This is a genomic window from Acidovorax cavernicola (genome assembly GCF_003581445.1).
Window position 1 is genome coordinate 15258 of the sequence record NZ_QXMN01000042.1, and the last position, 24908, is coordinate 40165.

General features: G+C 70.3%; 24 protein-coding genes. 12 read left to right on the top strand and 12 right to left on the bottom strand.

Annotation, left to right across the window (positions count from 1 at the left end; all coding sequences use genetic code 11):
- Positions 1–13 precede the first annotated feature (13 nt).
- A complete protein-coding gene (locus D3H34_RS24995) occupies positions 14–484 on the bottom strand; it encodes an ATP synthase subunit I (RefSeq protein ID WP_119556939.1) in 471 nt (156 codons plus the stop codon).
- A 137-nt stretch (positions 485–621) separates the two neighbouring features.
- Between D3H34_RS24995 and D3H34_RS25000 the strand changes: the two genes are divergently transcribed.
- From D3H34_RS25000 to D3H34_RS25040, 9 genes are all read left to right on the top strand, one after another.
- Positions 622–1515: a D-amino acid aminotransferase gene (locus tag D3H34_RS25000; RefSeq protein WP_119556940.1), complete on the top strand. Its 894-nt coding sequence runs from the start codon at positions 622–624 to the stop codon at positions 1513–1515.
- On the top strand, positions 1512–1820 hold the full coding sequence (locus tag D3H34_RS25005) for a YbeD family protein (RefSeq protein ID WP_119556941.1): 309 nt from the start codon (positions 1512–1514) through the stop codon (positions 1818–1820). The genes D3H34_RS25000 and D3H34_RS25005 overlap by 4 nt, the downstream gene beginning before the upstream one ends.
- A 53-nt stretch (positions 1821–1873) precedes the next feature.
- The gene (lipB, locus tag D3H34_RS25010; protein ID WP_434057713.1) at positions 1874–2491 is read left to right on the top strand and encodes a lipoyl(octanoyl) transferase LipB; all 618 of its coding nucleotides are present in this window, start codon (positions 1874–1876) and stop codon (positions 2489–2491) included.
- A gap of 7 nt (positions 2492–2498) precedes the next feature.
- Positions 2499–3482, top strand: coding sequence for a lipoyl synthase (lipA, locus tag D3H34_RS25015; protein ID WP_119556943.1), 984 nt, complete (start codon positions 2499–2501; stop codon positions 3480–3482).
- 249 nt (positions 3483–3731) lie between these two features.
- Positions 3732–5261: a class I adenylate-forming enzyme family protein gene (locus D3H34_RS25020; RefSeq protein WP_119556971.1), complete on the top strand. Its 1530-nt coding sequence runs from the start codon at positions 3732–3734 to the stop codon at positions 5259–5261.
- The gene (locus D3H34_RS25025; RefSeq protein ID WP_119556944.1) at positions 5262–6395 is read left to right on the top strand and encodes an SLC13 family permease; all 1134 of its coding nucleotides are present in this window, start codon (positions 5262–5264) and stop codon (positions 6393–6395) included.
- Between the two features lie 38 nt (positions 6396–6433).
- Positions 6434–7123, top strand: coding sequence for a helix-turn-helix domain-containing protein (locus D3H34_RS25030; RefSeq protein ID WP_119556945.1), 690 nt, complete (start codon positions 6434–6436; stop codon positions 7121–7123).
- 62 nt (positions 7124–7185) lie between these two features.
- The gene (locus D3H34_RS25035; RefSeq protein ID WP_119556946.1) at positions 7186–8040 is read left to right on the top strand and encodes a DMT family transporter; all 855 of its coding nucleotides are present in this window, start codon (positions 7186–7188) and stop codon (positions 8038–8040) included.
- Between the two features lie 79 nt (positions 8041–8119).
- Positions 8120–8446 (top strand): hypothetical protein, encoded by a 327-nt coding sequence (locus D3H34_RS25040; RefSeq protein WP_119556947.1) that lies wholly within the window; start codon positions 8120–8122, stop codon positions 8444–8446.
- 35 nt (positions 8447–8481) lie between these two features.
- On the opposite strand, the gene D3H34_RS25045 is transcribed toward D3H34_RS25040, so the two are convergent.
- The 7 genes from D3H34_RS25045 to D3H34_RS25075 form a co-directional block, all read right to left on the bottom strand.
- Positions 8482–9525 (bottom strand): NADP-dependent oxidoreductase, encoded by a 1044-nt coding sequence (locus D3H34_RS25045; RefSeq protein WP_119556948.1) that lies wholly within the window; start codon positions 9523–9525, stop codon positions 8482–8484.
- A gap of 130 nt (positions 9526–9655) precedes the next feature.
- Complete coding sequence (locus D3H34_RS25050) at positions 9656–10018, bottom strand: DUF3325 domain-containing protein (RefSeq protein ID WP_119556949.1); 363 nt, start codon at positions 10016–10018, stop codon at positions 9656–9658.
- A 31-nt stretch (positions 10019–10049) separates the two neighbouring features.
- The gene (locus D3H34_RS25055) at positions 10050–10688 is read right to left on the bottom strand and encodes a DUF4198 domain-containing protein (protein WP_119556950.1); all 639 of its coding nucleotides are present in this window, start codon (positions 10686–10688) and stop codon (positions 10050–10052) included.
- Between the two features lie 54 nt (positions 10689–10742).
- Positions 10743–12926 carry a TonB-dependent siderophore receptor gene (locus D3H34_RS25060; RefSeq protein WP_167481272.1) on the bottom strand — a complete coding sequence of 728 codons (2184 nt, stop codon included), beginning with the start codon at positions 12924–12926 and terminating at the stop codon, positions 10743–10745.
- Between the two features lie 175 nt (positions 12927–13101).
- A complete protein-coding gene (locus D3H34_RS25065; RefSeq protein ID WP_119556952.1) occupies positions 13102–15618 on the bottom strand; it encodes a TonB-dependent siderophore receptor in 2517 nt (838 codons plus the stop codon).
- Positions 15619–15703: 85 nt separating this feature from the next.
- On the bottom strand, positions 15704–16639 hold the full coding sequence (locus D3H34_RS25070) for a FecR family protein (protein ID WP_119556953.1): 936 nt from the start codon (positions 16637–16639) through the stop codon (positions 15704–15706).
- Positions 16632–17195, bottom strand: coding sequence for a sigma-70 family RNA polymerase sigma factor (locus D3H34_RS25075; protein WP_205736803.1), 564 nt, complete (start codon positions 17193–17195; stop codon positions 16632–16634). The genes D3H34_RS25070 and D3H34_RS25075 overlap by 8 nt, the downstream gene beginning before the upstream one ends.
- Positions 17196–17417: 222 nt before the next feature.
- On the opposite strand from D3H34_RS25075, the gene D3H34_RS25080 reads away from it, so the two are divergent.
- The 3 genes from D3H34_RS25080 to D3H34_RS25090 are packed head-to-tail and all read left to right on the top strand — an operon-like array spanning position 17418 to position 21936.
- Positions 17418–18566 (top strand): efflux RND transporter periplasmic adaptor subunit, encoded by a 1149-nt coding sequence (locus D3H34_RS25080; protein WP_119556972.1) that lies wholly within the window; start codon positions 17418–17420, stop codon positions 18564–18566.
- Positions 18563–20545, top strand: a complete 1983-nt coding sequence (locus D3H34_RS25085) for a MacB family efflux pump subunit (protein WP_286186204.1) — start codon at positions 18563–18565, stop codon at positions 20543–20545. The genes D3H34_RS25080 and D3H34_RS25085 overlap by 4 nt, the downstream gene beginning before the upstream one ends.
- Before the next feature lie 8 nt (positions 20546–20553).
- Positions 20554–21936 (top strand): efflux transporter outer membrane subunit, encoded by a 1383-nt coding sequence (locus D3H34_RS25090; protein ID WP_119556955.1) that lies wholly within the window; start codon positions 20554–20556, stop codon positions 21934–21936.
- Here the strand turns inward: D3H34_RS25090 and D3H34_RS25095 are convergent.
- From D3H34_RS25095 to D3H34_RS25110, 4 genes are read right to left on the bottom strand one after another with little or no spacing between them, the layout of a single operon-like run.
- On the bottom strand, positions 21917–23323 hold the full coding sequence (locus D3H34_RS25095) for a sensor histidine kinase (protein ID WP_119556956.1): 1407 nt from the start codon (positions 23321–23323) through the stop codon (positions 21917–21919). The genes D3H34_RS25090 and D3H34_RS25095 overlap by 20 nt on opposite strands.
- Positions 23320–24015: a response regulator transcription factor gene (locus D3H34_RS25100; RefSeq protein WP_119556957.1), complete on the bottom strand. Its 696-nt coding sequence runs from the start codon at positions 24013–24015 to the stop codon at positions 23320–23322. Before D3H34_RS25100 ends, D3H34_RS25095 begins: the two co-directional genes overlap by 4 nt.
- Positions 24016–24065: 50 nt before the next feature.
- Positions 24066–24455 carry a hypothetical protein gene (locus D3H34_RS25105; RefSeq protein ID WP_286186205.1) on the bottom strand — a complete coding sequence of 130 codons (390 nt, stop codon included), beginning with the start codon at positions 24453–24455 and terminating at the stop codon, positions 24066–24068.
- Positions 24452–24844, bottom strand: coding sequence for a DUF4260 domain-containing protein (locus D3H34_RS25110; RefSeq protein WP_286186206.1), 393 nt, complete (start codon positions 24842–24844; stop codon positions 24452–24454). Before D3H34_RS25110 ends, D3H34_RS25105 begins: the two co-directional genes overlap by 4 nt.
- Between the last annotated feature and the right edge of the window lie 64 nt (positions 24845–24908).

Sequence of the window (24908 nt, forward strand, 5' to 3'; positions counted from 1 at the left end):
TCTTCCAAAACAGTCAAATCCGGTTCAAAAATTTGGGCCGCACCAACAGTGCCACCCAGTACATCTTCATGGCGACCACCACGCCAGCCACCATGGCCAGCCAGACGAGCCCCCCGATCAGCCACGGCGCCGCAGCCAGCAAGGCAACGGTCAGCGCGATCTTGATCATCTCCCATACAAAAAACCTCAACATGACAGCCTGCGACGGCATGCCCGGCTTGCGCCGGACACCGCGGACAAACAAGGCCGCGGGGATCGCCACTGTCATGGCTCCGTAAAACGCCGAGACCGCAGCCTCGGTTCGACCCGTCCAAATCCACGCCAGGCAAGCCACCACCACACCTGCAGCCACTTGGGCCGCGATCACCCACCAGGGTGACAGCTCGGGGTTTTGCTCGCGCAACTTCTGGGCCTCTTCGGCCGTGAGTGGCTTGAAATCGGATTCTTCGGCGTCAACCTCAGGGACAGGGGCGTTGGTTGTCATTCGAATGCACCCCGTGTTTGTCCCCGGAGAATTTTACAAAGCCATTGATTATAAGTAAAACCTAGCGGGGTCCCGCCATTACGCGTCACTTCGTCGACAGTTCGGCATCAACTGTGGCGTCCGCCCATAATTTGCGGATGCAAGACATCACCTCGGCACTGCCCGACACGCCGTGCTTTCTCAACGGCGAATACACCCCGCTGCGCGACGCGAAGATCAGCGTCCTCGACCGCGGCTTCATCTTCGGCGACGGCATCTACGAAGTCATCCCCGTCTACTTCGGAACGCCCTTCTGTTTCGACGAGCACATCGCACGCCTCGAGCGTTCGCTGGCCGAGCTGCAGATCGACAACCCCCACACCCGCGACGAATGGCGCGCCATTGCCACGCGGCTCGCCGCGCCGCTGGGCCAGGCACCGCAGGCCGTGTACTTCCAGGTCTCGCGCGGCGTGGCGCCGCGCGACCACGCCATGGTCCGCGGCCTGCGCCCCACGGTGTTCGCGATGGTGAACCCCCTGCCGCCCGTGGCGGATGCGGTGCGCGCCAAGGGCGTGACCTGCGTCACCGCCGACGACTTCCGCTGGCAGAAGGCCCACATCAAGAGCACCAGCCTGCTGGGCGCGGTGCTCGCACGGCAGATCAGCGTCGAGGCCGGCGCGACCGAGACCGTCATGTTCCGCGGCGACTGGCTCAGCGAGGCCTCGTCGAGCAATGTGTGGATCGTGAAGGACGGCACGCTCATCGGCCCGCCCAGGGACAACCTCGTGCTGACCGGCATCCGCTACGGCCTGCTCGAGCGGCTGTGCCAGGAGAGCGGCATTCCCTTCGCGCTGCGTCGCGTGTCGCGTGACGAAGTGTTCGGCGCCGACGAGCTGCTGCTTTCCTCGGCCACCAAGGAAGTGCTGCCCGTGACCACGCTCGACGGCCGCCCCATTGGCAATGGCCATCCCGGCCCCATCTACAAGAGCTTGTATGCCGCCTACCAACAGGCCAAGCAACGCAACGCTGAGAAGCCAGGAGCCACTGCATGACCGAGAACACGACCCCCACCGACACCGCTTCGATCCCCGATCCGCGCAAGGAATCGCTGATCGAGTACCCCTCGCAGTTCCCCATCAAGGTGATGGGCGCGAAGGTCGACGGCTTCGTGCACGCCATCACGCAGATCGCCGAGCGCTTCGACCCCGCCTTCGACGCCACCACCGTCGAGCTGCGCGACAGCAAGGCCGGCAACTACCTGGGCGTGACGATCACCGTCACCGCCACCAGCCGCGAACAGCTCGACGACATCTACCGCGCGCTGTCCTCGCACCCGATGGTGAAGGTCGTTCTTTGACCATCGAGGCGCAGTGGCTCGGCCGGGCCGACTACCTCGCCACCTACGCGGCGATGCAGCGCTTCACGCAGGAGCGCACGCCCGAGAGCCCTGACGCGCTATGGATTTGCGAGCACGACCCCGTATTCACGCAAGGGCTCGCAGGCAAGACCGACCACATCCTGAACCCCGGCCCGATCCCGGTCGTGCAGACCGACCGGGGCGGGCAGGTCACGTTCCATGGCCCGGGCCAGGTGGTGGCCTACCCGCTCATCGACCTGCGGCGCGCCGGCTACTACGTGAAGGAATACGTCTACCGCATCGAGGAATCGGTGCTGCGCACCCTCGCCCATTTCGGCGTGACCGGCCACCGCGTGACGGGCGCGCCGGGCATCTACGTGCGGCTGGACGACCCGTTCTCCCACGCGGCCCTCACGGGTCCGATGCCTGGTACGGACCCGTTCCGGGGCCTGGGCAAGATCGCCGCGCTGGGCATCAAGGTGAGCCGCCACGCCACCTACCACGGTGTGTCGCTCAATGTCGCGATGGACCTCGAACCCTTCTCGCGCATCAACCCTTGCGGCTACGCGGGGCTGAAAACGGTCGACCTTTCTACAATCGGCGTCCAAACCACATGGGAAGAAGCCGCCAAGGTGCTGGGCCAGAAGCTCGGCGCCTTCCTCGCGCCTTGACACACCAATGAGCACCACAGAAGTCGTCCGCGACGCGCAAAGCACCGAAAACTACAACCCGCTGGCCAAGCAGAAGGCCGCGGCCAAGCTCTCTCGCATCCCCGTCAAGGTGGTGCAGACCGGCGAAGTGCTCAAGAAGCCCGAGTGGATCCGCGTCAAGGCCGGCAGCCCGACCACGCGCTTCTACGAGATCAAGCAGATCCTGCGCGAAAGCAACCTGCACACGGTCTGCGAAGAAGCCTCGTGCCCGAACATCGGCGAATGCTTCGGCAACGGCACGGCCACGTTCATGATCATGGGCGACAAGTGCACGCGCCGCTGCCCGTTCTGCGACGTGGGCCATGGCCGCCCCGACCCGCTGGACAAGGACGAGCCGCTCAACCTCGCCAGGACCATCGCCAAGCTGCGCCTGAAGTACGTGGTGATCACCAGCGTCGACCGCGACGACCTGCGCGACGGCGGCAGCCAGCACTTCGTCGACTGCATCAAGAACATCCGCGAACTCTCGCCGATGACGCAGATCGAGATCCTGGTGCCCGACTTCCGCGGCCGCGACGACCGCGCACTCGAGATCCTCAAGGCCGCGCCGCCGGACGTGATGAACCACAACCTGGAAACCGCGCCGCGCCTGTACAAGGAAGCGCGCCCCGGCAGCGACTACCAGTTCAGCCTGAACCTGCTGAAGAAGTTCAAGGCGCTGCACCCCGACGTGCCGACCAAGAGCGGCATCATGGTCGGCCTGGGCGAGACCGACGAAGAGATCCTGCAGGTCATGCGCGACATGCGCGCCCACGACATCGACATGCTGACCATCGGCCAGTACCTCTCGCCGTCGGGCTCGCACCTGCCGGTGCGCCGCTACGTGCACCCCGACACCTTCAAGATGTTCGAGGAAGAGGCCTACAAGATGGGCTTCAGCCACGCCGCCGTGGGCGCGATGGTGCGTTCCAGCTACCACGCCGACCAGCAGGCGCACGCCGCCGGCGTGTAAGCCGACCAGCGCGAGGCTGGGCTGCTGTCCGGCCTGTGCGGTGATCTCGGCCGGTCACGCACCGATCGATGCAGGCTGCGTGACCTGCCCGATGGAGGCGGGTGGAACCATGCGTCCTGGTCCACCACCCTGAGCACCAACCGACGCACGACGTCGCCCATGTGCTGGCCGATGGTGAGCAGTCCGCTATCCTGCCGGCTCGCCCCGACAAAGGACCTTCCGCCCATGCACCCCGCCCTCGAAGCCGCCATGAACCAGGAGTTCGGCGCGATCGCCGACCTCGTTCGCCTGCACGCGCAACACACGCCCGACCGCCCCGCCCTCGCGGACGCGCAGCACACGCTCGACTACCGCGCGCTCGACGCGCTGATGGACCGCGTCGCGGCCGCACTGCAGCGCGACGGCCTGCGCGCCGGCGACGCCATCGCGGTCTGCGCCGCCTCGTCGGTCCACTACACCGCCGTGTTCCTCGGCGCGTTGCGCGCGGGCGTGGCGGTGGCCCCGCTGGCCCCCGGCTCCGCGCCGGCCAGCCTGGCGCGCATGATCACCGACGCCGACGCGCGCTTGCTGTTCACCGACGCCTCGGCGGCCGAGGTCATCAGTGCGGCAAAGGCCACCGGCCTGCCGCACATCGCGCTCGACGGCTCCGAAGTCGGACGTGCCCTCGACGACTGGCTCGCCGCACCCGACGCCAGGCCGGAGCCCGTCCAGACACAACCCGGCTGGGCCTTCAACATCATCTATTCGTCGGGCACCACCGGCGAGCCCAAGGGCATCGTGCAGGGACACGGCATGCGCTGGTCGCACATCCAGCGCGGTGCCAAGTACGAGTACGACAGCCACACCGTCACGCTGCTGTCGACGCCGCTGTACTCCAACACCACGCTGGTGGTGTTCTTCCCCACCATCGCCTTCGGCGGCTGCGTGGTGCTGATGCCCAAGTTCGACGCGCTCGCCTACCTGCAGCTGGCCGAGAAGCACCGCGTGACGCACACCATGCTCGTGCCGGTGCAGTACCAGCGGCTGATGGCGCACCCGCGCTTCGATGCGCACGACCTCTCCACCTTCCGCCACAAGTTCAGCACCAGCGCGCCCTTCAACGCGGCGCTCAAGGCCGACGTGCTCAAGCGCTGGCCCGGCGGGCTGGTCGAGTTCTACGGCATGACCGAAGGCGGCGGCACCTGCATCCTCGAGGCGCACCTGAACCCGACCAAGCTGCACACCGTGGGCCAGCCCGCGCCGGGCAGCGACATCCGCCTGATCGACGAGGAAGGCAACGAGCTGCCGCGCGACAACCTCGATGCCGCCGGCGAGGTGGTGGGCCACTCGGCCGGCATGATGACCGGCTACCACCGCCAGCCCGAGAAGACGCGCGAGGCCGAATGGTTCGACGCCACCGGCAAGCGCTTCATCCGCACAGGCGACGTGGGCCGCTTCGACGCCGACGGCTTCCTCACGCTGTTCGACCGCAAGAAGGACATGATCATCAGCGGCGGCTTCAACATCTATCCGAGCGACCTCGAGGCCGTGGTGCGCGGCCATGCGGCCGTGGCCGACGTGGCCGTGGTCGGCGTGCCGTCGGAGCAATGGGGCGAGACGCCGGTGGCCTTCGTGGTGCGCCGCGAGGGCGATGCCACCACCGAAGACGCGCTGCTGCAGTGGGCCAACGCCCAGGTCGGCAAGACGCAGCGGCTGGCGCGCCTGAGCTTCATCGACGAGCTGCCGCGCAGCGCGATCGGCAAGGTGCTCAAGCGCGAACTGCGCGACCTGAGTGCCTGAGTGAGCGCATCCCCGAGCGCTGCGAACGCCGACACCGCGCCCGCCGAACAGGGCGGCGGCAACGGCCTGCTGTGGGTGCTCATCGCCGTCGCGGTGGTGTTCGCCTTCGTGCGACCGCGCGCGCCGATGGACTGGTTGCGACTGGTCGACTGGCAGACCGTGGGCGCACTCGCCGGCCTGCTCGCGATCACACAAGGCGTCGAGAAGAGCGGCATGCTGCAGGCCGCCGCGCGGCGCCTGCTGGCACACACGCACACCCAGCGCGGCCTGGCGCTGGCACTCACGGCCACGGCCGCCCTGCTGTCCGCGCTGGTGACCAACGACGTGAGCCTGTTCCTGCTGGTGCCGCTCACGCGCGTGCTCGCCAACCAGGCGCACCTGCCGCTCGCGCGGCTCGTGGTGCTGGAGGCGCTGGCCGTCAACGCCGGCTCGGCGCTCACGCCCATCGGCAACCCGCAGAACCTCTACCTCTGGCACCGCTCGGGCGAAAGCTTCTTCGGCTTCATGGCCATGATGGGCCCGACCGTGGCGGTGATGCTGTTCTGGCTCTTCGTCGCCGCGTGGTGGCTGGTGCCGCGCACGCCGATCGCCCTGCGCGAGGAGACCGAGGCCGCCCCCGTGCAACCACGCCTGCTGGCGCTGGCCGGTGTGCTGTTCGTCGGCTTCGTGGTCGCGCTCGACCGCCAGTGGCTGCTGCCCGGCCTGGGCGTGGTGTTCGGCGTGTTCCTCGTCACCTACCCGCGCGTGCTGCGCGGCATCGACTGGGCGCTGCTGGCGATCATCGCGCTGATGTTCGTCGACCTGCGCCAGCTCGCCGAGCTGCCCGCGATCGCGGCGCTGCTGGGGCACTGGCCGATCGACACCGGATGGCGCACCTACCTCGCGGCCATCGTCACCTCGCAGTTCATCAGCAACGTGCCGGCGGCGATCCTGCTCGACCGCTACGTGCACGACCTGCCCGCGCTCGCGGCCGGCGTGAGCGTGGGTGGCTTCGGCTGCGTGCTGGGCTCGCTGGCCAACCTGATCGCGCTGCGGCTGGCGAAGCTGCCGAACGGGCTGCGCGAGTTCCACCGCATCAGCATTCCCTTCCTGCTCGTGTGCGCGGCCTCGGCGCTGCTGCTGCGGCTGGGCTGATGACAGACGGCGGGGCGACACGGACAATCGCCCCAGCCATGCACGCACCTGCCCCTGTCCTCTCGTTGCGCGACTACACCCAGTCGCGCGGCAGCCATGCGCACGACTACTTCCAGGTGCTGCTCGGGCTCGACGGCGTGCTCGATGTCGAAGTCGAGGGCCGGGGACGCGGCATCGCGACGGGCGAAGCCCACGTCGTCGCGCCCGGCGACCGGCACGACTTCGAGGCCCGGCGCGGCGGCAGCGTCTGCCTGGTGCTCGACACGCCGCACGCCCCGTGGGCGCGTTGCATCGAGCAGGCGCCAACCGACGCGCCCCGGCTGCATGCGCTGGCCCGCTACCTCGCGCACTGCCTGCAACAGCCGCAACATGCGGCCTTGGCCCTGCAGCACGGCCCGGCGCTGCTGCTCGAAGCCTGGGGCGCCGCCCCTTCCGTCGCGGACACGCGCCGCCGCCGCATCGACTGGCCGGCCCTTGCGGCCTGGGCGCAGGCGAACTGGCACCGGCCGCTGAACGTGGCCGACCTCGCCGAGGTCGCCTGCCTGAGCCCCAGCCAGTTCGCGCAGCGCTGCCGCGAAGAGCAGGGGCACAGCGCCATGCTCTGGCTGCGCACGCTGCGGCTGGCCCACGCGCGCGAGCTGCGGCTCGAAGGCCTGAGCGTGGCCGAGACGGCGCGCCGCACGGGCTACCGGTCGCCGTCGGCATTGACCGCCGCACTGCGTCGTTGACCGTCGTTGCGCGACGATGCGCCGTCGTCGCGCGACGACCGCCTCGCGTAGCCTCGACCTTCATGCCCGCCACCTTCTACGCCCTGCTCGCCATCGCGCTGTGGGCCACGCTCGCCACCCTCGGCACCGCGCTGTCGCACCTGCCGCCCTTTCTGCTGACCGGGCTGGCGCTGATCATCGGCAGCGTGCCGAGCTGGCCGCTGGTGCTGCGCGACCGCAGCGCCTGGCGCGTGCCGCCGCGCACGCTGGCACTGGGCATCTACGGCCTCTTCGGCTTTCACTTCCTGCTGTTCATCGCGTTGCGGCATGCGCCACCGGTCGAGGCCAACCTCGTGAACTACCTCTGGCCGCTCCTGATGGTGGTGCTGGCGCCGGCGCTGCTGCCAGGCATGTCGCTGCGTCCGTTGCACGTGGTGGCGGCGCTGCTGGGCTTCGCGGGCGCGGCCATCGCGATCCTCGGCGCGCGCGGCAGCGGTGCGGCCGCGATGCCGGGTGCGCCCGCCACGTACTGGGGCTTCCTGCCCGCGGCGGGCTCGGCCTTCATCTGGGCCAGCTACTCGCTGTGGACGAAGCGTGTCGCGCCCTTCCCTACCTCGGCCATCGGCCTCTTCGGACTGGTGTCGGGCGCGCTCTCGCTGGCCTGCCATGCGCTGCTGGAGCCCGCCGTCGCGCTCTCGGCGAAAGACTGGTTGCTGGTCGCGCTGTGCGGCCTCGGTCCGCTGGGCGCGGCCTTCTTCGTGTGGGACATGGCGCTCAAGCGCGGTGATGCGCGGCAGATCGGCATCCTGAGCTACCTCACGCCGCTGGCCTCCACCGCGTTGCTGCTGGCGGTGACCGGCCGGGCGCTCACGGCCAGCATCGCGCTGGCGGCCGCGCTGATCATCTCGGCCGCCGTGATGGGCACGCGTGCGAAATGAGACAAATCAGGGCGATGCCCGACAAGGCTTGACGTTTTTTGTGGCTAGAGTGGAGGCTCAGGAAAAAGGAGCTCACCCCATGGATCACAAGAACAACAAGACCGAGGATTTCGAGATCACGCCCAAGCTGGTGTTCGACATGAACCTGGCGCTGTACCTCGACCTCGTGGCCGCGCTGGAGGGCGCGGGTGCCGTCACCTACCGGCAGATGGCGGCGCGGGTCCTGAACATCAGCATGGACGCCCGCGCCGACGGCGACGCCGGTCTGTCGACCGTGCTCGAAGGCATCGCCCAGGGCTTTGCAGGCCATGGCGACGGCCTTTCGATCGAACTGCTGAAGGCCGCAGGCAGCCTGCGGGAGGACGATGCGATGGGCGACATTCCCATGCGGCCCATCGACGATTGAGATTCGCGCAGCGCCTCGGCGCTGCGCTGCATTCATCAGTCTTCGGCGACTTGCAATACCAGCTTGCCGAAGTTCTCTCCCGCGAACAGCTTGTTCAGCGACTCGGGGAAGGTGTCGAGCCCCTTCACGATGTCTTCCTTGCTCTTCATGCGGCCGTCCTTCAGGTACCCGGCCATCTCGGCGATGGCGATGGGGTACCGGTCGGCGTAGTCGAACACCACGATGCCTTCCATGCGCGCGCGGTTCACGAGCAGGCTCAGGTAGTTCTTCGGGCCGGCGGCCGGCATGCTGTTGGCGTTGTTGTACTGGCTGATGGCACCGCAGATGATGATGCGGGCCTTGCGCGCCAGACGCGCCAGCACGGCGTCGAGGATGTCGCCGCCGACGTTGTCGAAGTAGATGTCCACGCCCTTCGGGCAATGGGTCTTGAGGCCTTCGCGCACCGCGCCCGCGCCGGCCTTGTAGTCGATGCAGGCGTCGAAGCCCAGCTCCTTCACCACCCAGTCGCACTTGGCGGCGCCGCCGGCGATGCCGACCACGCGGCAGCCCTTGATCTTGGCCAGCTGGCCCACGGTCTGGCCCACGGCGCCGGCCGCGCCCGAGACGACGACGGTTTCGCCTTCCTTGGGCATGCCCACGTCCATCAGGCCGAAGTAGCCGGTCATGCCGGGCATGCCCAGCACGTTGAGCCACTGGGTGATGGTGCCCACGCGCAGGTCGACCTTCACGAGGCCGTTGCGCTTGATCTGGTCCTGCGGAATCAGCACGTATTCCTGCACGCCGAGCGTGCCGTACACGGTGTCGCCCACGGCGAACTGCGGGTTCTTCGAGGCGATGACGCGGCCGATGCCGCCGGCGCGCATCACCTCGTCGATGGCCACGGGCGGGATGTAGCTCTTGGCGTCGTTGAGCCAGCCGCGCATGGCGGGGTCGAGCGACAGCGACAGCGTCTTGACCAGCACGCCGCCCTCGTCGGGCTGGGCCACGGGCTCGGTGCTGAAGCGCCAGTGCTCGCGCGTGGCCGTCCCCTCGGGGCGCTTGGCAAGACGGACCTGGTGGTTGGTGAGGGGGCTGCTCATGGTGTCTGTCTCCTTGACGTGGATGTGCCGGGGGTCGGCGATGCAGGCGCATCGTAGTCGGGGGTCGGGGCGCCGCGCGTAGCGCAGGCGACAGCGCGCCCTTCCCCCTCGATGACCTCCTCCGGCCCTGCTATGGAAGCAGGAGCAGCCCGTACGCCGCCGCCGTGGCAACGCCCAGCACCGCGGCCACGGCGCCGACGCGCCGCGCCCAGGCGGGCCGGTAGCTCGCGAGGCCGACCGTCACGAGCGCGGCGGCGGTGAGCGCACCCAGCCACAGCACCCAGCCCATGGCCGGCCCGCGCAGGCGCAGCGCGGCGACCAGCGAGAGCAGCAGCAGCGCCGCGCCGCCCAGCTGCTGCCAGGGCCGCGAGGGCCCGGGCGCCTGGCCACGTCCGTAGGCGTCTTCGTAGTGCCGGTCCATCGCCAGGCTCAGCGTGACGAAGCCGCCGAGCGCCGACGCGAACAGGGCGCACACCAGCACGAAGGCGCTCATCCGGCGCACCCCCGCGCCGGAAGCCGCGCCCTCACCGGACGACGAAGCTCAGCGTGGCGACGTGGCGCGTCTGCGTGTAGGGCTTGCCGTCCCAGGTGCCCTTGCCGTCCTTGTCGGTGTGGTTCACCTCGACCACGTACTGGCCGGGCCAGGGCGTCTGCAGCGTGACCTTGCCGGCGTCGTCGGTGGTGAACTTCTTCTCCCACTTCGGCGGGCCGAACACGACCACCTCGGCCTGGGGCAGCGGCTTGCCGGCGAGCAGCAGCGTGAAGCTGTTGCTATTGGCGGCCTGCGGCACGAGCTCGAGCGTGTGGCGCGCGACGGTCTCGGTGCGGCCGGTGCGTGCCTGGTACAGGCTCGCCACGCCCTTGTCGTTGACGTAGGCGCCCACGAGGCGCGCGTCGCCGCTGGCGTCGGCCTTGACCACGAAGTGGTCGGCGTGGCGCGTGGCGGGCGTCTGCTTGCCGTCGGCGGCGATGCCGCGCGGCGCGGTGACCAGCTTCAGGTGGCCGGTCTCGGTCTCGCGCAGGTCTTCGGCCCATTCACCGAAGTAGGCCTTGGCCTCGCCGCCCGCGGCGGGTTCGAGCCAGACGAAATGGGCGTGCGCGGCGCCCGAGAAGACGAACGCGGCCGCCGCGAGGGTGGCAAGGGAGAACAGGGGTTTCTTCATGGTCGATGCTCCTAGGTTGATTGCATGGTTGAGACGGATTGGAAGGCGCGGTGTTCAGAATTTCGCCCGCAGCGTGACGCTCACGTTGCGCGGCTCGCCCCAGAACACGCTGTCGTAGAAGCCCACGTTGCGGTAGTACTTCTTGTCGAAGACGTTGCGGATGTTCAGCTGCGCCGTGAGGTTCTTGTTGATCTCGTAGCTGGCCATGAGGTTGAAGACCGCGTACGACTTCTGCGAGATGCGCGGCAGCGGGTCCTTCATGCTGAACAGGGGCGGCTGGCCGTACCACGACTCGCCGTAGATGCCGCTTTGCGCCGTCACATCGCCGCCGACCTTCAGGCCGCGCCAGTCGCCGCTGAAGCGATAGGCGGTCGACAGGCGCAGCAGGTGCTTGGGCTGGTTGGGCACGGCGCGCGCGCCCTTGGCGGTCTTCGCGTCGAGGTAGGTGTAGCCGGCGGCCACGTTCCAGTCGGGCGTGATCTGGCCCGACACGTCGAACTCGATGCCGCGCGCGGTGATGCCGTCGCCGCTGGCCACGTAGGCCTGGCCGCCGTCGGGCAGGCGGAAACCGGCAGGCACGCTGCGGTCGAGCTCGGCGAGGTTCTTCTTCTTGACCTGGAACACGGCGGCCGAGGCATTGAGCGCGCCGCCGAAGTACTCGCCCTTCAGGCCCAGCTCGGCGCTGGTGCCGGTCTCGGGCGTGAGGTACTGGTCGTTGCGGTCCTTCGAGGTCTGCGGACGGAACAGCGTGGTGTAGCTGGCGTACAGCGAGTGGCGCTTGTCCAGGTCGTAGACCACGCCGACGTAGGGCGTGACCTCGTCCTTCGATTCCGACTTGCCCGTGGTACGCGTGTACTGCAGCGCCGTGTTGTAGGCGTGCGTGTAGGCGCGGTAGTTGCTCACGCGCGCGCCGACGATCACGTTCAGCGGGTCGGCGAGGCTGAAGCGGCCCGCCACATAGCCGCCGTTGAGCTGCTTGAAGCCCACCGTCTTGGAACCGTCGGCCAGGAAGATCGGGCGCGGGATGTTGCCGGTCCAGGTGCGGTAGTCGGGAATGGCGTTGGGGTACGAAATGACCGGCGTCCCGCCCTGCGAGGTGTAGGTCTCGTTGCCGCCGTTCCATCCGGCGATGAAGGTGTGGCGCCGCCCGAACAGGTTGAAGGGGCCGGTGGCGTAGAGGTCGAAGTTGTCGTTGACGTACTCGCCCTCGCCCCACACGCCGTTCCACAGCGACAGGCCCTTGCCCGTCAGGGGGTTGGGGTAGCCGGCGCCGCCGTTGGCCACGGTGGTGTTGTTGGTGCTGGTGGTGCGGGCATAGCCCAGGTGCACCTTCCAGTCGTTGTCGAAGCGGTGCTGCAGCGAGACGAAGACCGTGTGCTGCTTGTTGGCCCAGGTGCTCCAGGGCGTGCTGAAGCTGGTGTTGCGCGGCAGGTTGGCGAGCGAGCCGTCGTGATTCCAGTACGGCACGGCGCCCCAGGTCGAGCCCTTGGGCTTGTTGTCCTGGAAGTCGATGCCGGCGGTGAGCGGCGTGGAGCGCGTGAGGTCGGCCTCGACGATCACCATGCCCACGGTCTTGCGCTCCTGGTACATGTCCATGTACGAGTCGCGGTCCTGCCAGGCCAGCGCGGTGCGCGCGCGGATGCGGCCGTCGGCCGTGAGCGGCGCCGACAGGTCGACCTCGGCGCGCTTGTGGTTCCAGCGGCCGTAGGTGAGCGAGGCGCTGCCCTGGAACTCGCGCGTGGGGCGCTTGCGCACCGAGTTGATCGTGGCCGACGGGTCGCCCGTGCCGCCCATGAGGCCGGTGGCACCGCGGATGACCTCGATGCGGTCGTACAGCACGGTGTCGGACAGCGGCGCGTTCGGGCCACGCGGCATGCCGTCGATCTGGAAGTTGTTGATCGAGAAGCCGCGCGCCGAGTAGTTCACGCGCTCGCTGTCGGCCTGGCCGATCGTGATGCCGGTGGTCTGGCCCAGCACGTCGTCGATGCGGGCACTGCCCAGGTCGTCCATGCGCTCGCGCGTGATCACGGTCACCGACTGCGGCGTCTCGCGGATCGACAGGTCCATGCGCGTCGCGGTGGATGCCTGCTCGGCGGTGTAGGAGCGGCTACCCTCGGTGCGGCCGCTGCGGTCGCCCGACACGGTGACCTCGGACAGCGCCGCGCCGCTGGCGGCCTGCTGTTGTTGTTGCTGTTGCGCGCCGGCTGCGCCGCACAGGAGCAGGGCGACGAGGGCCACGGGAGACCGCCGGAAGCGGGCGCGTGAAAACGAATGCTGGTTCATGGCATGAAGAAAGGGGGCGGCCCGACGCATGAGGTCGGCAACCGCCCGTTGGCAGGAGATGGCTAGCGCCGCACACCCGGTCGTGAAAAGACCGGCAGCGACCTGGCTGCGGAGGAAAAAACCGGGTAACTCAGTAAGTGCCGCGCAAGGTCACGAGCAGGTGGCGCGGGGCGCCGTAGAAGCTGCTGCTGGTGCTGGTGCGGTAGTGCGTGTCGAAGACGTTGTTCAGTGCGACCGACACGGCGAGGTGCTTGTTGATCGGGTAGCGCGCCATCAGGTCGAGCGTGGTGTAGGCCGGCTGCGTGAAGCGGGCATGGCCCGACGGGCCGAGGCCGGTGCTGTAGGTGTCGCTCTGCCAGTTCAGGCCGCCGCCCACGGTGAGGCCGTTGCCGATGCTGGCGATGCGGTAGCTGGTGAAGAGCTTCAGCAGGTTTTTCGGCACCTGCGTGTTCAGCCGCAGGCCGGCCGCATCGCGCGCGACGCTGTGCGCAAAGCCGCCGCCGATCTGCCAGCCGGGCAGCAGCTCGCCGGCCACTTCGAATTCGTAGCCGCGCGTGGTCGTGCCTTTCGCGGCGCGGTAGGCGACCGAGCCATCGGGTGCGAACTCGTTGTCCAGGCGCACGGCGAGGTTGTCCTGCTTCACCTGGAACACGGCGGCGCTGAGGTTGAGGCGGTCGTTGTAGAACGCGCCCTTCACGCCCGCCTCGTAGGCGTGCCCTTCGAGCGGGTCGAGGTAGCTGCCGCCGCGGTCCTTGCCGGCCTGCGGCTTGAAGATGCTGGTGTAGCTCGCGTAGACCGACCAGTGCTTGTGGAGGTCGAACACCACGCCCGCGTACGGCGTGACGACGCCCTTCTCGCTGCGCGTGCTGAAAGTGGCGGCGCGCTCGAAGGGCATGGTGCGCGTGACGTCCTTCCAGTCGCTCACGCGCGCGCCGACGATCACCGAGAGCGCATTGGTCGGTCGCAACCGCGCCGTGGCATACGCGCCCGACTGGCGCGTGACGGTTTCCTGCCGGCCGGTCTGGGGGTTGTTCGGGCGCGCCGGCAGGTCGCCGGTCCAGGCGTGGAAGTTCGCAAGCCACGGATCGAAGCCCGCCACGTTCCAACCCGAATACAGCGGCGCGTCGCTGTGCGTGCGCGAAGCGTTGTAGCCCAGCACCAACTCGTGGCGCCGGCCGAAGAGTTCGAAAGGGCCGCTCGCGTACAGGTCGAGCGCGTTCTGCACCGGCACCGCGTTCCAGCGGTTGGCCCACAGGCCGAGCCCCGCGCCCGTGGCGCGGTTCATGTAGCCGCGCAGCGCGTAGCCGATCACGTCGTCGTAGGCACGGCGCGAGCGGTTGAAAGCGGCGTGCACGGCCCAGCCGTTGTCGAAGCGGTGGTCGAGCGCGGCGAAATACTGGCGCTGGTCCTGGTACGAGTGGGCCCAGCGCGCGGCGGCGCTGCGCGAGCGGCCGTAGTCGGCCTCGGTGCCGTCGCTGAAGTACAGCGGCAGGCCGGCGCGCGCGACACCGTCGTTGTCGTGCCGCTGCAGTTCGAAGCCGGTGCTCAGGCGCGTGCCGCGCGCGAGGTCGGCCTCGACGATGCCGTAGAACAGGCGCTTCTTTTCGTGGTGCCGTTCGATCCACGAGTCGCCGTCCTGCACGGCCGCGACCACGCGTGCGCGCACGCGGCCGTCGGCGGTGACGGGCCCGCCGATGTCGACCTCCGCGCGCCGCCGGTTCCAGGTGCCCGCGCTGAACGAAGCGCCGGCCTGCAGCGCAGGGCCCGGGCGCTTGCGCACGAGGTTGACGGTGGCCGCCGGCGTGCCCACGCCGTTGAGCAGACCGGTGGCGCCGCGCACCACCTCGACGCGGTCGTAGAAGGCCAGGTCGCCGGTCTGCAGCAGCCAGGTGCCGGCCTGCGGAATGCCGTCGACCTGGTAGTTCTCGACCTCGAAGCCGCGCGCATAGACGGCGTTGGCGTCGGTGCCGGCGTTACCGCTCTGCACGAAGCTCAGGCCGGGCGTCTGGCGCAGCACATCGCTGATCTGGCTCAGGCCCTGGTCCTCGATGCGATCGCGCGTGAGCACGCTGACCGACTGCGGCGTCTCGCGCAGGCTGAGCTCGAGCCGCGTCGCGGTGCCGATCGTGCCGTCGGTGGTGTAGGAGCCGGTGCCCTCGGTGACGGTGCCGACGTCGCGCCCGCCGGTCACCGTGACCTCGCTGAGCGCGCCACCGGAGGACGGCACTTCGGCCTGCGGCTTGGGACCTGGGCGCTGCGCCGCGACACGCAGCGCGTAGCCGCCGGACGCGCCGCGCACCGCTTCGAGGCCGCTGCCTTCGAGCAGCTGCAGCAGCGCCTCGCGCGCCGTGTAGCGGCCCTGCAGCGCGGGCGCGCGCTTGCCGCGCACCACCTCGGCATCGACGCCGAGCAGCAGCCCCGTGCGCACGGCGAGCGCGGTGAGCGCACTGCTCAGCGGCTGCGCGGGCTGGTGCCACTCGAAGGCCGCATCCACGGTGGGCACCTGCGCGGCGGCCGGCGCGGCCATCTGCGCGGCGAGCAGCACCAGGCCCGCCAACGCGAAGCTCAGGCTCAGGCGCAGGCAATGCCAACGCCGCGCGCCAGCGGGCGCGGGCGCGGTATTGGTCGGGTCTGCGGGTCCTGTCATGGTGTGGTGAATCTCTTTTCACCACCTATGACAAGCGGGCACGGGAATCGGGTAGCGGCGCGCGAAAGAAAGTTCGGCCGCCGGCTCACGGCGGCGCCGTGGTCACCCGCACCAGCCACGGCGAAAGGGTCGAGACCCGCAAGCTCGGCAACGCGCTGGCGAGCAGCGCGAGCGCGGCGTCGCTCTGCTGGATCGGCAGCACGCCGGTGAAGCGCAGCGTGTCCAGTGCCTCGTCGTCCGCCAGCAGCAGGCCGGGCCGGTGCTGTCCGAGCTGGCGCAGCACCTCGGCCACCGGCGCGTCGTCGAACACCAGCCGGCCCTGCGGCCAGGCCACGCCGCCGGGCGCGGCGGGCACGGTGTCGGTGGTGACGCCGCTGCGGTTGAAGCGCACCTGCTGCCCCGCCTGCACGTCGACCCAGCGGTCGTCGCCGCCGTCCAGCGGCTGCACGCGCACGCGCGATTCGGTGACGGTGACGACCGTGTCGTCCGCGTCGCGCCGCACGGCATAGCGCGTGCCGAGCGCCCGCGCGGAGCCGTCGCGATCGACGACGGCGAAGGGCTTGTCGCCGTGCGCGACCTCGACGAAGACCTCGCCGCGCACCAGCTGCACGCGGCGCACGCTGCCGGAGAAATCGATGTCGATGGCCGAGTCGCTGTTCAGCGCGATGCGGCTGCCGTCCTCGAGCGTGAGGTGGCGGATCTCGCCGACGCCGGAGCGCTCGTCGGCCAGCCAGGCCTGCCACGGCATCGCGGCGCCCGCCACGAGCAGGCAGGGCAGCAGCGCCAGCGCACCGAGCGCCTGGCGCGACAGGCCGCGGCGCGCGGGCTGCGGCGCAGGGGTGTCGGGCGTGACCGACTCCCACATGCGACGCATCTCGGCCAACAGCCGCGCATGGCGTTCGTCGAGCGCGCACCACGCATCGCAGGCGGCGCGCGTGGCGTCGTCCACCGCGTCGTCGGCGAGGGTCACGGCCCAGAGCGCCGCCTCCTGGCGGATGCGCTCGGCGGCCGCGTCAGGCATGGGCCGGGGCCCGGTCTTCGGAGGTGTCCTGTTCAGGCTCGGGCTCGGGCTCGGGCACGGCCGCGGCCATGCGGCCGTGGCAATGCGCCAGCACCTTGGCGAGGTATTGCTTCACGCGCGTTTCGGACACGCCCAGTTCGGCCGCGATCTCGCGGTACGAGCGCCCTTCGACGCGCGCCATCAGGAAGGCGGTGCGGCTCTTCACGTCCAGCTCGGTCGCCAGCAGCGCGAGCACCTGGCCCAGCAGCTCGCGCGCGCAGGCCTTGTCCTCGGCGCTGGGTGCGCAGTCGTCCTCGGCCATCAGCGCCACGGTGCGCAGCACCTCGGCCTCCACCTGCATGCGGCGGAACCGATTGATCATCAGCCGGCTGGCGACCACCTGCAGGAAGGCGCGCGGCTGGCGCAGCACCGGCTGCTCGGGCAGCTCGATCAGGTTCAGAAAAGTGTCGTGCGTGAGATCGGCCGCGGTGAAGCCGCAGCGCAGGCGGCCAAGCAACCAGCTGCGCAGCCAGCCCTGGTGGTCGACGTACAGCTGCCGGACTTCCGGATGGGACATGGTGTGAAGGGGCATCGAGGGCAACGATGCAATTGAGAGTTATTCTCAATTATATAGATTTGTAAAGTTTTCCTGCCCTCAAACGTCATGCCACGAGGCGCATGGCGCGGGCTACCCGTTTTGGCGTCTCGCACGTCTTAGCAACATGACCCTCGTTTTCTTCCGCAAGGGCGCCCGGTGACGGCGCCCGCTTCCCGTTCGCGCACCGGCCGTCGCCTGCGCATGGCCGCCTTCGCGGCACTGGCCCTGGCCGCCGTCGCGGTGGCCTACGTCTGGGCGAGTCCGCGCGACCCCGGCTGGGAAACCGCCGTGCTGCGCCGCGGCGACATCGAAAGCAGCGTGACCGCCATCGGCACGCTGCAACCGCGCCGCTACGTGGATGTGGGCGCCCAAGTGTCGGGCCAGATCCTGCGGCTGCACGTGCAGCCCGGCGACCCGGTGAAGAAGGGCCAGCTGATGGTGGAGATCGACCCCAGCGTGCAGCAGGCCACCGTGGACGCCGGCCGCGCCTCGCTCGCCGGCCTGCGCGCGCAGCTGGCCGACCAGCACGCGCAGCACAAGCTGGCGCGCCAGCAGTTCGCGCGCCAGCAGCAGATGGCCGCCGAGGGCGCCACGCGCGCCGAGGACGTGCAGACCGCCGAAGCCACCCTCGCCTCCGCCGCCGCGAAGATCGCGCACCTCGAAGCGCAGATCGCCCAGACCCAGGCCACGCTCAAGGCCGACGAAGCGCGCCTGGGCTACACGCGCATCTACGCGCCGATGGCCGGCAGCGTGGTCTCGGTGCAGGCGCGCGAGGGCCAGACCCTCAACGCCACCTACCAGACGCCCGACATCCTGCGCGTGGCCGACCTGTCGAGCATGACGGTGTGGACCGAGGTCTCCGAAGCCGACGTGCGCCGCGTCAAGCGCGACATGGCCGTGTACTTCACCACCCTCGGCGCCGACCGCCGCCGCTGGGAAGGCACCGTGCGCCAGGTGCTGCCCTCGCCGCCCGTGCCCGCGGGCAAGAGCGGCAGCGATACGCCGCAGGCGCCGGCCGCCAGCAAGGTCGTGCTCTACACCGTGCTGTTCGACGTGGACAACGCCGACGGCGAACTCATGCCGCAGATGACCGCGCAGGTGAACTTCGTCGCCGCCTCCGCACGCGACGTGGTGGTGGCGCCGCTGCCCGCGCTCACGGCCGTGAAGGGCCAGAGCGGACGCTTCACCGCGCGCGTGCTCGGCCCCGACGGCAAGCCCGCGCCGCGCGAGGTGCGCATCGGCGTGCGCGACCGGCTCTCGGGCGAAGTGCTCGAAGGCCTCGCCGAGGGCGAGCGCCTCATCACCGGCGAACGCGCGGCCGGCGGCGGCCCGCGGAAGTTCCAGCTGTGAGCGCCGCCGAGGCGCACACGCCCCCGCTGATCGCGCTGCACGACCTGCGCAAGTCCTACGGCGGCCACGACGGCGCGCCGGCCGTCGAAGTGCTGCGCGGCATCACGCTCGAACTGCACGCGGGCGAGTTCGTCGCCATCGTCGGCAGCTCGGGTTCGGGCAAGTCGACGCTGATGAACCTGCTGGGCTGCCTCGACCGCCCGAGCGGCGGACGCTACCTGTTCGCCGGCCAGGACGTCGCGGGCATGGACGCCGACGCGCTCGCGCGGCTGCGGCGCGAGGCCTTCGGCTTCGTGTTCCAGGGCTACCACCTGATCTCGACCGAGTCGGCACAGGAGAACGTCGAGATGCCCGCCATCTACGCCGGCGTGTCGCCCACCGACCGCGAATCGCGCGCGCGCGGGCTGCTCACGCGCCTGGGCCTGGGCGAGCGGCTGGGCCACCGGCCGCACCAGCTCTCGGGCGGCCAGCAGCAGCGCGTGTCGATCGCGCGCGCGCTCATGAACGGCGGGCGCATCGTGCTGGCCGACGAGCCCACCGGCGCGCTCGATTCGCGCAGCGGCGAAGAAGTGATGGCGCTGCTCGACGAGATGGCCGCCGCTGGCCACACCGTGATCCTCATCACGCACGACCGCGAGGTGGCCCGACGCGCGCGCCGCGTGATCGAGATTCGCGACGGCTGCATCGTGTCGGACAGCGGACGCGCGCCCGCCGAGGCGCCACCGGAGCCGGCACCCTCGCCTTTGCCTTCGCCGTCCACCACGACCGACGCCGCCGACACCCCGCGCGCCCTGCTCTCCGAGCTGCACGAAGCACTGCGCGCGGCCTGGCGCGTGATGTGGGTCCATCGCTTCCGCACCGGCCTCACGCTGCTGGGCATCGTGATCGGCGTGGCCTCGGTCATCGTGATGCTTGCCGTGGGCACCGGCTCGCAGGAGGCGGTGATGAAGCAGATCTCGCTGTTCGGCGCCGACAAGATGTACGTGGCCGCCATTCCCGACAGCGCGCGCGGACGCGGCGGCAAGCTCACGCTGGCCGACGTCGACACCATCCGCCGACTGCCCAACGTGCGCGTGGCCATGCCCTACATCGAGGGCTTCGTCATCGCGCGGCGCGGCAACGTGGACCACCGCACCGAAGGCGGCGGCGCCACCACCGACTTCGAGCAGGCGCTGAAGTGGCCGACCGCGCGCGGCATCTTCTTCGACGAGAACGACGAACAGAGCCTGGCCAAGGTCGCGGTGATCGGCGAGCGCGTGCAGGCCGCGCTGTTCGCCGACGGCACCGACCCGGTCGGCCAGCGCATCCTGCTGGACAACGTGCCCTTCGACGTGCTGGGCGTGCTCGCCGCCAAGGGCGCGGGCGGCGGCCAGGCGAGCGAGGACGAGCGCGTGATCGTGCCCTTCTCCACCGCCGCCGCGCGGCTGTACGGCAGCAACTATCCGACCTGGGTCGCAGTGGCCGTGCACGACGTCGACAAGGCCTCCGAGACCGCGGCCGAGATCGTCGAGGCGCTGGCCGCGCAGCGCCACGTGCGCGACGTGCAGGTGTTCAACCAGACCGAGTCGATCAAGGCGCGCGCCCAGACCCAGCGCACCATGACATTGATGCTCGGGCTGATCGCGGCGGTGTCGCTGCTGGTCGGCGGCATCGGCGTGATGAACGTGATGCTCATGACGGTGCGCGAGCGCACGCGCGAGATCGGCATCCGCATGGCCACCGGGGCGCGGCAGCGCGACATCCTGCGGCAGTTCCTGGTCGAGGCGGTGCTGGTCACGGTGACCGGCGGCGTCGCGGGCGTGGTGATCGGGCTGCTGGTCGGCGCCGCGCTCATCGTGTGGAACGTGCCGGTCATCTTTTCCCTCACGGCCATCGTGGGCGCCTTCTGCTGCGCCGTGCTCACCGGCCTGGTGTTCGGCTTCATGCCGGCCCGCAAGGCCGCCGCGCTCGATCCGGTCGCGGCCCTGTCTTCCGAATGATGAATGCCATGACGCGCCTTTTCTTTCCCGCCGCGTTGACACTGGCGGCGCTGCTGCTTGCGGGCTGCGCGACGCCTTCCACCGATGCGCCTGCGCGCACACCGCCTGTCGCCGATCCGTGGTGGACGGGCTTCGGCACCACCGAGCTGCCGGCCTTCGTCGCGTCGGTCGATGCCGGCAACCCCGACGGCGACGCCGCCGAAGCACGCCTGCGTCAGGCCGAGGCGCAGGAGCGCATCACCGGCGCCTCGGTCTGGCCTGAGCTGTCGGCGACCGCCGACGTGCAGCGCCAAGGCCGGCTCGGTGGCGATGCGAACGTGAGCGGCAACCGCCGCGCGCTCGGGCTCGATGCGCGCTACGAAGTCGACCTGTGGGGTCGCCTGCGCGCGCAGCGCGACAGCGCCGGCGCCTCGCGGCAGGCCAGCGCCTTCGACCGCGACGCGGTGCGGCTCGCGCTGCGCGCGGGCGCGGGCGCGGCCTGGCTGGAGGCGCTGGGCCTGCGTGAACGCACGGCCATCGCGCGGCACAGCCTGGACGATGCTGAACGCCTGCTGCAACTGGTCGAGGCCCGTGCGCGCGCGGGCGCGGCCTCGCCGCTCGAACTCGCGCAACAACGCGGCATCGTGGCATCGCAACGGCGCACCGCAGCCACGCTGCGCCAGCAGTCGCGCGCGGCGGACGTCCGCATGGCGCGCTGGCTCGGTCAAGCGGGCAGCGAGGTGCCGATCGCCGTCGCCAGCCTGCAGCAGCTCGCGCTGCCGTCGGTCGAGGCGGGTCTGCCGGCCGACCTGCTCGCACGCCGGCCCGACATCGCACGCGCCGAAGCGGCACTCGCAGCGGCCGATGCCGACGTGGCGGCGGCACGCGCGGCGATGTTCCCGACGCTCACGCTGAGCGCCGGCATCGCGGCCGCAGGGTCGCGCTTCGGCACGCTGTTCGACCATCCGGTGTACAGCCTCGCGGCAGCTCTCGCAGCGCCGATCTTCGATGGCGGACGGCGCGCGGCGGTGCGCGATCTATCGGCCGCGCGGCGCGAAGAATTGCTCGCCAACTACCGCGCCGCCACCGTGGCCGCCTTCACCGACGCGCTGACCGCGCTCGACGCCGTGGCCGCGATCGACACGCAGCGCACCGCGCAGGACGAAGAGTTGGCGCAGGCCGAACGCGCGCGCACGCTCGCCGAGTCGCGCTACCGCGCGGGTGCCGAGACGCTGCTCACGCTGCTCGACGCGCAGCGCACGCTGTTCGCGGCGCAGGACGCGCGCGCCCGGTTGCTGCAGGCGCGGTTGCAGGCCAGCGTGACGCTGTACCACGCGCTCGGCGGCGGCTGGACCGCCGAGGCGGCAGCCACCACCACTGCCACCACGGGCCTCAGCCGAAGCGCACGCTGATCTGCAGGCCGGGGTGCGCGTTGCGCACCGTGAGCCGGCCGCCGTGGGCTTCGGCGATGAGCCGGCACAGGTACATGCCCAGGCCGACACCGCCGGTGGCGCGCGCCCGTGCGCCATCGGTGCGATAGAAGGGCTCGGTCAGGCGTTCGAGCTGCGCGTCGTCCACGCCGGGACCGAAATCGCGCACCTCCAGCTCGGCGCCGCCCTCTGCCTCGGCCGGCACGCGCAGCGTGACGGTCGGCGGCTGCGGCGCGCCGGCGCTGTAGCGCAGCGCGTTGTCCAGCAGGTTGCGCACCATCAGGCGCACGCGCATGCGGTCGATGGCCTGCGGCGGCAGGCCGTCCGCGAGTTCGAGCCGCACCACCTGCGCGCCGGGCATCTCGGCCACGATCTCGCGCACCAGCACGGCCAGGTCGACCGGCTCGCGCTGCAACGCGGCATGCGGGCTGGCCAGGCGTTCGCTTTCGAGCAGGTCGCTGATCAGGTCGCGCATCTCGTTGAGGTCGCGCAGCAGCGCCTCGCGCTCGGCCTCGCCTTCGGGCGTGGCGGGCAGCAGCTCGGCATTGAGCCGGGCCCGCGTGAGCGGCGAGCGCAGCTCGTGGCTCAGCGCCAGCAGCAGGCCACGCTTGGCATCGAGCATGGCCTGGATGTCGCTCGCCATGGTGTTCACGCGCTGCGCGAGGTCGCCCAGGTCGTCGTTGCGGCGGATCGGAATGGGCTGCGTGAACTCGCCGCGGCCGAAGCGCTGCGCGCCCTCGCGGATGTCGATCAGCGGGCGCAGCAGCCGGCTCACCAGCCCGTAGGCCACCACCACGAGCAGCAGCAGCACGCACAGCGTGGTCCAGCCGGCCGCGCGCGGCGCGAGCTGCCACAGCCGGGGCGCCCAGCCGAAGATGATCTTGTGCCCGTCGGCCGTGGGGCGCACGAACCAGCGCTCGGTGGAGAACATCGAATCGTCGTGATCGCGGTCACGCAGCCAGCCGCCGCGCGGGTGCATGTCGTCGCCGGGGTTCGATTCCCAGTTCACGGTGGGCCCGACGATGCGGATGGTGATCGGCAGCCGGTCGACCAGCGCCTGCGCGCGCACCACGTCGGGCGGCGTGCCGAGTTCGGCGACGAGCCGGTCGGCGTAGTCCATCAGCATCGGCTGCGCAGCCTCGGCCCAGGTGCTGGAGAACGACCGCTTCATGCCGCCCACGAACACCGCGGCCATCACGAGCGCGAGCACCACGAACATCATCACGATGCGCACACGCACCGAGCTGCGCCAGCGCTGTTGCATGCGTGCGTGCATGCGCGCGTGCCAGTGGCGGCGCCGCTCCTTGCCGGGGCAGACGCCCTCGCCTTCATTACCTTGCCCTGCGCCGCGCCGGCCGTTGAATCTCATGAAGAAGACTCGCCCGGCGCCACGGCCAGCGCATAGCCGGCGTTGCGCAGCGTCTTGATGCAATCGAGCGGCTCGAGCTTCTTGCGCAGCCGGCTCACCACGATGTCGACCGCGCGCGTGAAGAGCTCGGCCTCGTGGCCGCGCAGCCGGTTGAGGATGTCGTCGCGGCTGAACACCTTGCCGGGCTCGCCGGCCAGCAGCGCGAGCAGGTCGAACTCGGTGCCGGTGAGTTCCACGCGCTCGCCGTGGCGCATCACCTGGCGTCGGTCGAGGTCGATCGAGAGGCCGTCGAACACGCGCAGCTGCGCATTGGGTGCGGCGGCCGGCACGCTGCGCTGACGGCGCAGGATGGTCTGCACGCGCGCCACGAGTTCGCGCGGCTCGAAGGGCTTGGGCACGTAGTCGTCGGCGCCGAGCTCGAGGCCGACCACGCGGTCCATCACCTCGCCGCGCGCGGTGAGCATCACGATGGGGATGTCGCTTTCCTTGCGGATCTCGCGGCACAGTTCGAAGCCGTCCATCTCGGGCAGCATGACGTCCAGGATGGCCGCGTCGTAGTGCCCGGCGCGCAGCTTGGCAATGCCTTCGCTCGGGCGCTTGGCGCTGTCGAGCGTGCAGCCGAAGCGGGCGAAATAGGTGGTCAGCGGCGCGGCGAGGTGTTCGTCGTCGTCGATCAGCAGGATGCGCGGCATGGCGGGATTGTGCCTCCTGACAAAGAGAGCGCGAATGGCAAAGCTTGCAATCAATCCGGCCGGCATCGCACCGTCCAGACCAGGCCGGCGGCGAGGCCGGCGAGCAAGAGCACGTGGTAGACCACGTCGGGCACCGTGCGCGGACCGATGCCCGCGACGATGGTGCCCAGACCGACCAGCGTGCCCAGCAGGGCAAAGCCCTGCCCGACAAGCGCCGCCGTGCGCGCATGCGCGGGGCGACGCCAGGTTTCAAAGGCCGCGAGCACCAGCACGGTGGCGATCACGGCTTCGGCGGTGCGTGCCTGCGGATGCGCGTGGCCGGCCACGAGCCAGCCGCCGTGCACCGCCGACGCGACAGCGAGCGTGAACGCCTCGCCCAGCAGCCAGGAGCGAGCGAGCGCCGGGCGCATCGCTGGGCGGGCACGGATCACGGCACTCACCACGGATCGGCGCGGCCGATGCGGCCGAGGTGGGTGGACGCGAAACCCGTTGCGTACTTCAGGCCGAAGCCCAGCGCATGGTCGAGCCCGACACGGGCCAGCCAGATCAGTCCGCCGGCGACCGCCCAAGGCTGCGCCGCGAACACGCCGAGCGCCAGCAGCAGCACCGGCCCGATCAGCGCATGCGCCGCGTTGTACAACGCGGCCCCCACGCGCGGACCCGCGAGGTAACCCAGCAGCGAGAGATCAGGCGCGAACAGCCACAGCGCGAACACGCCCCAGCCCATGCCGAACTGGGCGTAGGCGGCAAGTGCCACGCCGAGCACGACGACGCCCTCGAGCCGCAACACCGCACGCACGCCACCTTCGGTGGCGTTTTCGTGAGGCACCGCGGAACCGGCTCCGCCGGGCCGCAGGCGCCGCCCCCGGAGAGGGGGTAGGCGCAGCGACACG

Bases quoted from the DNA above. Each gene is read 5' to 3' on its own strand.
- D3H34_RS25040 (WP_119556947.1), top strand. From the start codon at position 8,120: ATGGATCACAAGAACAACAAGACCGAGGATTTCGAGATCACGCCCAAG.
- D3H34_RS24995 (WP_119556939.1), bottom strand. From the start codon at position 484: ATGACAACCAACGCCCCTGTCCCTGAGGTTGACGCCGAAGAATCCGAT.
- D3H34_RS25075 (WP_205736803.1), bottom strand. From the start codon at position 17,195: ATGTCCCATCCGGAAGTCCGGCAGCTGTACGTCGACCACCAGGGCTGG.
- D3H34_RS25080 (WP_119556972.1), top strand. From the start codon at position 17,418: ATGGCCGCCTTCGCGGCACTGGCCCTGGCCGCCGTCGCGGTGGCCTAC.
- D3H34_RS25065 (WP_119556952.1), bottom strand. From the start codon at position 15,618: ATGACAGGACCCGCAGACCCGACCAATACCGCGCCCGCGCCCGCTGGC.
- D3H34_RS25070 (WP_119556953.1), bottom strand. From the start codon at position 16,639: ATGCCTGACGCGGCCGCCGAGCGCATCCGCCAGGAGGCGGCGCTCTGG.
- D3H34_RS25030 (WP_119556945.1), top strand. From the start codon at position 6,434: ATGCACGCACCTGCCCCTGTCCTCTCGTTGCGCGACTACACCCAGTCG.
- D3H34_RS25090 (WP_119556955.1), top strand. From the start codon at position 20,554: ATGACGCGCCTTTTCTTTCCCGCCGCGTTGACACTGGCGGCGCTGCTG.
- D3H34_RS25045 (WP_119556948.1), bottom strand. From the start codon at position 9,525: ATGAGCAGCCCCCTCACCAACCACCAGGTCCGTCTTGCCAAGCGCCCC.
- D3H34_RS25100 (WP_119556957.1), bottom strand. From the start codon at position 24,015: ATGCCGCGCATCCTGCTGATCGACGACGACGAACACCTCGCCGCGCCG.
- lipA (WP_119556943.1), top strand. From the start codon at position 2,499: ATGAGCACCACAGAAGTCGTCCGCGACGCGCAAAGCACCGAAAACTAC.
- D3H34_RS25000 (WP_119556940.1), top strand. From the start codon at position 622: ATGCAAGACATCACCTCGGCACTGCCCGACACGCCGTGCTTTCTCAAC.
- D3H34_RS25035 (WP_119556946.1), top strand. From the start codon at position 7,186: ATGCCCGCCACCTTCTACGCCCTGCTCGCCATCGCGCTGTGGGCCACG.
- lipB (WP_434057713.1), top strand. From the start codon at position 1,874: ATGCAGCGCTTCACGCAGGAGCGCACGCCCGAGAGCCCTGACGCGCTA.
- D3H34_RS25020 (WP_119556971.1), top strand. From the start codon at position 3,732: ATGAACCAGGAGTTCGGCGCGATCGCCGACCTCGTTCGCCTGCACGCG.
- D3H34_RS25055 (WP_119556950.1), bottom strand. From the start codon at position 10,688: ATGAAGAAACCCCTGTTCTCCCTTGCCACCCTCGCGGCGGCCGCGTTC.
- D3H34_RS25050 (WP_119556949.1), bottom strand. From the start codon at position 10,018: ATGAGCGCCTTCGTGCTGGTGTGCGCCCTGTTCGCGTCGGCGCTCGGC.
- D3H34_RS25095 (WP_119556956.1), bottom strand. From the start codon at position 23,323: ATGAGATTCAACGGCCGGCGCGGCGCAGGGCAAGGTAATGAAGGCGAG.
- D3H34_RS25005 (WP_119556941.1), top strand. From the start codon at position 1,512: ATGACCGAGAACACGACCCCCACCGACACCGCTTCGATCCCCGATCCG.